This window comes from Streptomyces sp. NPDC007084 (assembly GCF_040703595.1).
Lineage (GTDB): Bacteria > Actinomycetota > Actinomycetes > Streptomycetales > Streptomycetaceae > Streptomyces.
Genome location: NZ_JBEYFY010000117.1, coordinates 1 through 3,988, shown reverse-complemented (window position 1 = coordinate 3,988; position 3,988 = coordinate 1). Strand labels below are relative to the sequence as shown.

2 protein-coding genes are annotated in these 3,988 nt (G+C 69.6%); both read right to left on the bottom strand.

Going from position 1 to position 3,988, the window contains the following annotated elements; all coding sequences use genetic code 11:
• Window positions 1-88: 88 nt before the first annotated feature.
• The gene (locus AB0912_RS35755) at window positions 89-2,017 is read right to left on the bottom strand and encodes an ABC transporter ATP-binding protein (RefSeq protein WP_366707489.1); all 1,929 of its coding nucleotides are present in this window, start codon (window positions 2,015-2,017) and stop codon (window positions 89-91) included.
• Window positions 2,017-3,750, bottom strand: coding sequence for an ABC transporter ATP-binding protein (locus AB0912_RS35750; RefSeq protein ID WP_366707487.1), 1,734 nt, complete (start codon window positions 3,748-3,750; stop codon window positions 2,017-2,019). The genes AB0912_RS35755 and AB0912_RS35750 overlap by 1 nt, the downstream gene beginning before the upstream one ends.
• Between the last annotated feature and the right edge of the window lie 238 nt (window positions 3,751-3,988).

Genomic DNA, 3,988 nt, shown 5'->3' with positions numbered 1-3,988 from the left:
TCCGCCTTGCAGCTGCACGCACCCTGCCCCGCTCGGCCCAGCCGACAAGGCGCCGCACTCCGGCGCCACCTGATCCAAACGACACGCCCTAGTCGACCTCGGCGACCGCCTGGGCGAACTGGGCCTGGTACAGGCGGGCGTAGGCGCCGCCGGACTCCAGCAGCTCGGCGTGCGCGCCCTGTTCGACGATCGCGCCGTCCTCCATCACCAGGATCGTGTCGGCGTCCCGGATGGTCGACAGCCGGTGCGCGATCACGAACGAGGTCCGGCCGTGCGCGAGTTTCGCCATGGCCTTCTGGATCAGCACCTCGGTGCGGGTGTCGACGGAGCTGGTCGCCTCGTCGAGCACCAGGATCACCGGGTCCGACAGGAACGCCCGGGCGATCGTGATGAGCTGCTTCTCGCCCGCGCTGACCCCCGACCCCTCGTCGTCGATCACGGTGTCGTAGCCGTCGGGCAGCGTCCGGACGAACCGGTCGGCGTGCGCGGCGCGCGCCGCCTCCTCGATCTCCCCGCGGGTGACCTCCCGCGCCGCGCCGTACGCGATGTTGTCGGCGATCGTGCCGCCGAACAGCCAGGTGTCCTGGAGCACCATCCCTATCCCGGCGCGGAGTTCGTCACGGGACATGGACGCCACGTCGACCCCGTCGAGGGTGATCCGGCCGCCCGTGACGTCGTAGAACCGCATGAGCAGGTTCACCAGGGTGGTCTTGCCCGCTCCGGTCGGGCCGACGATGGCCACCGTCTGGCCCGGCTCCACCGTCAGCGAGAGGTCCTCGATGAGCGGCTTGTCCGCGTCGTAGCGGAACGACACGTGCTCCAGCGCCACCCGCCCGCGCAGTTCGGCGGGACGGGCCGACACCGCCGGGTCCGCCTCCTGCTCGTCCGCGTCGAGGACCTCGAAGATCCGCTCCGCCGACGCCACACCCGACTGCACCAGGTTCGCCATCGAGGCGACCTGCGTCAGCGGCATCGAGAACTGGCGGGAGTACTGGATGAAGGCCTGCACGTCACCGATGGACAGCGTGCCGGACGCGACCCGCAGTCCGCCGACGACCGCCACCAGCACGTAGTTCAGGTTGGACACGAACATCATCAGCGGCTGCATGATCCCGCTGTTGAACTGCGCCCGGAACCCGGCCTGGTAGAGCTTCTCGTTCTGCTCGGCGAACTGCGCAGCCGACTCGTCGGCCCGCCCGAATACCTTCACCAGATTGTGGCCGGTGTACATCTCCTCGATGTGGGCGTTCAGCTTGCCGGTGGTGCGCCACTGCTGCACGAAGTGCGGCTGCGAGCGCTTGCCGACCCGGGTGGCGACGACGAACGACAGCGGCACCGTCACCAGCGCGACCAGCGCGAGCAGCGGGGACACCCAGAACATCATCGCGAGCACGCCCACGATGGTCAGCAGCGAGTTGACGAGCTGGCCCATCGACTGCTGGAGGGTCTGCTGGATGTTGTCCATGTCGTTCGTGGCCCGGCTGAGCACCTCACCGCGCTGGCGCTTGTCGAAGTACGACAGCGGCAGCCGCGACAGCTTCGCCTGGAGGTCCTCGCGCATCCGGTAGACGGTCTTGTTCACGGCCCGGTTGACCAGCCGCGTCGCCACCGCCATCAGCAGGCCGGCCAGCAGGAACGTGCCGAGCGCGAGGAGCAGGACGTTCCCCACGGCGTGGAAGTCGATGCCCTGGCCGGGGGTGAAGTCGGTGCCCTTGAGCATGTCGGCGACGGCGCCCTGGCCGTGCGCGCGCAGCGAGTCCAGCGACTCCGCCTTGGTGGTGCCGTCCGGCATCCGGCGCCCGACGATGCCCGCGAAGACCAGGTCGGTGGCCCGGCCGAGGATCTTCGGGCCGACCACCGAGAGGCCGACGCTGAGGACCACGGCGACCAGCATCACGTACAGCGTGGCGCGCTCGGGCTTGAACTGGGCGAGGAGCCGGCGGCCCGACACCTTGAATTCCATCGAGCGCTGGTCCGGGCCCGTCCCGGCCATCATGCGCCCCATCGGCCCGGCCATCAGGCGGCCTCCGCTTCCGTCAGCTGGGACAGGACGATCTCCCGGTAGGTCTCGTTGTCGGCCATCAGTTCGTGATGGCGTCCGGTGCCGACGACCCGGCCCTCGTCGAGGACCACGATCCGGTCGGCGTCCCGGATGGTCGACACCCGCTGGGCGACGATCACCACGGTCGCCTCGGCGGTCTCCTCGGCGAGCGCGGCGCGCAGGGCCGCGTCGGTCGCGTAGTCGAGGGCCGAGAAGGAGTCGTCGAACAGGTAGATCTCGGGCCGCTGCACCAGGGTGCGGGCGATGGCCAGACGCTGGCGCTGGCCGCCCGACACGTTCGTACCGCCCTGGGCGACCGGCGCGTCGAGGCCGCCTTCGAGACGCTCCACGAAGCCCTTGGCCTGCGCCACCTCCAGCGCGTGCCACAGCTCCTCGTCGGTCGCGTCGGGGTTGCCGTAGCGCAGGTTGGTGGCGACCGTCCCGGCGAACAGGTACGGCTTCTGCGGGACCAGCCCGACCGTCCTGGCCAGCAGCTTCGGGCCGATCGTGGCCACGTCGACCCCGTCGACCAGGACCTCGCCGTCGGTGGCGTCGAACAGGCGCGGGACCAGGCCGAGCAGCGTCGACTTGCCGCTGCCCGTCGAGCCGATGACGGCGGTGACCTCGCCGGGGCGGGCCACCAGGTCGACGGACTTCAGCACCGGCTCCTCGGCGCCCGGGTAGCGGAAGCCCGCCCCGCGCAGCTCCAGATGGCCGTGGCGGCGCAGCTCCAGCACGGGCGCGACCGGCGGGATCACGCTGCTCCGGGTGTCCAGGACCTCCTGGATGCGCTCGGCGCAGACCTCGGCGCGCGGCACCATCATGAACATGAAGGTGGCCATCATCACGGACATGACGATCTGCATCAGATAGGCGAGGAACGCGGTGAGGTCACCGATCTGCATGCCGCCGCTGTCGATGCGGTGGGCGCCGAACCAGACGACCGCGATGGACGACAGGTTCACCACCGTCATGACGATCGGGAACATCAGGGCGAGTATCCGGCCGGTGGCCAGCGAGGTCTCGGTGAGCTGGGTGTTGGCGCCCTTGAAGCGCTCCTTCTCGTAGCCGTCCCGGACGAACGCGCGGATCACCCGGTTGCCGCTGATCTGCTCGCGCAGCACCCGGTTCACGGTGTCCAGGCGCACCTGCATGGTGCGGAACAGCGGGCGCAGCCGGCGCACGATGAGCGTGACGCAGATGCCGAGGGTGGGCACCACGGCGACCAGCACCCCGGACAGCGGCACGTCGAGGCCGAGGGCCAGCACGATGCCGCCCACACACATGATCGGGGCGGACACCAGAAGGGTGAACGTCATCAGCGCGAGCATCTGCACCTGCTGGACGTCATTGGTGGTGCGGGTGATCAGCGACGGCGCCCCGAAGTGACCCATCTCACGCGCGGAGAAGGACTGGACGCGGTCGAAGACGGCGGCCCGGACGTCCCGGCCGACCGCGGAGGCCGTACGGGCGCCGTAGTAGACGGCGCCGATGTTGCAGCAGACCTGCACCAGCGAGATGCCGATCATCAGGGCACCGAAGGACAGGATGTAGCCCGTATCCCCCTTCACGACACCGTTGTCGATGATGTGCGCGTTGAGCGTGGGCAGGTAGAGCGTGGCGCAGGTCTGCAGGAGCTGGAGCAGCACCAGCAGAGCGATGGGTTTCTTGTACGGACTGAGGTGGGTCCGCAGGAGTCGTATGAGCACGCGGGGTCTCTCGGGATCGTCGGCGGCTGGGTGATCGGCGGGCGCGGGATGGTGCACCACCCCCTATCGTCGGGCACCCCACCGGTGTTACCTCAACCGATTAACCCAAGTGCGGACCAAGAACCGGCCATGGCTCCGTCCGCGGACCTAGGGCGTGTCGTTTGGATCAGGTGGCGCCGGAGTGCGGCGCCTTGTCGGCTGGGCCGAGCGGGGCAGGGTGCGTGCAGCTGCAAGGCGG

What these genes read in the sequence shown, in the direction of transcription:
- AB0912_RS35755 (WP_366707489.1), bottom strand. Translation starts at nt 2,017, where the DNA reads ATGGCCGGGCCGATGGGGCGCATGATGGCCGGGACGGGCCCGGACCAG.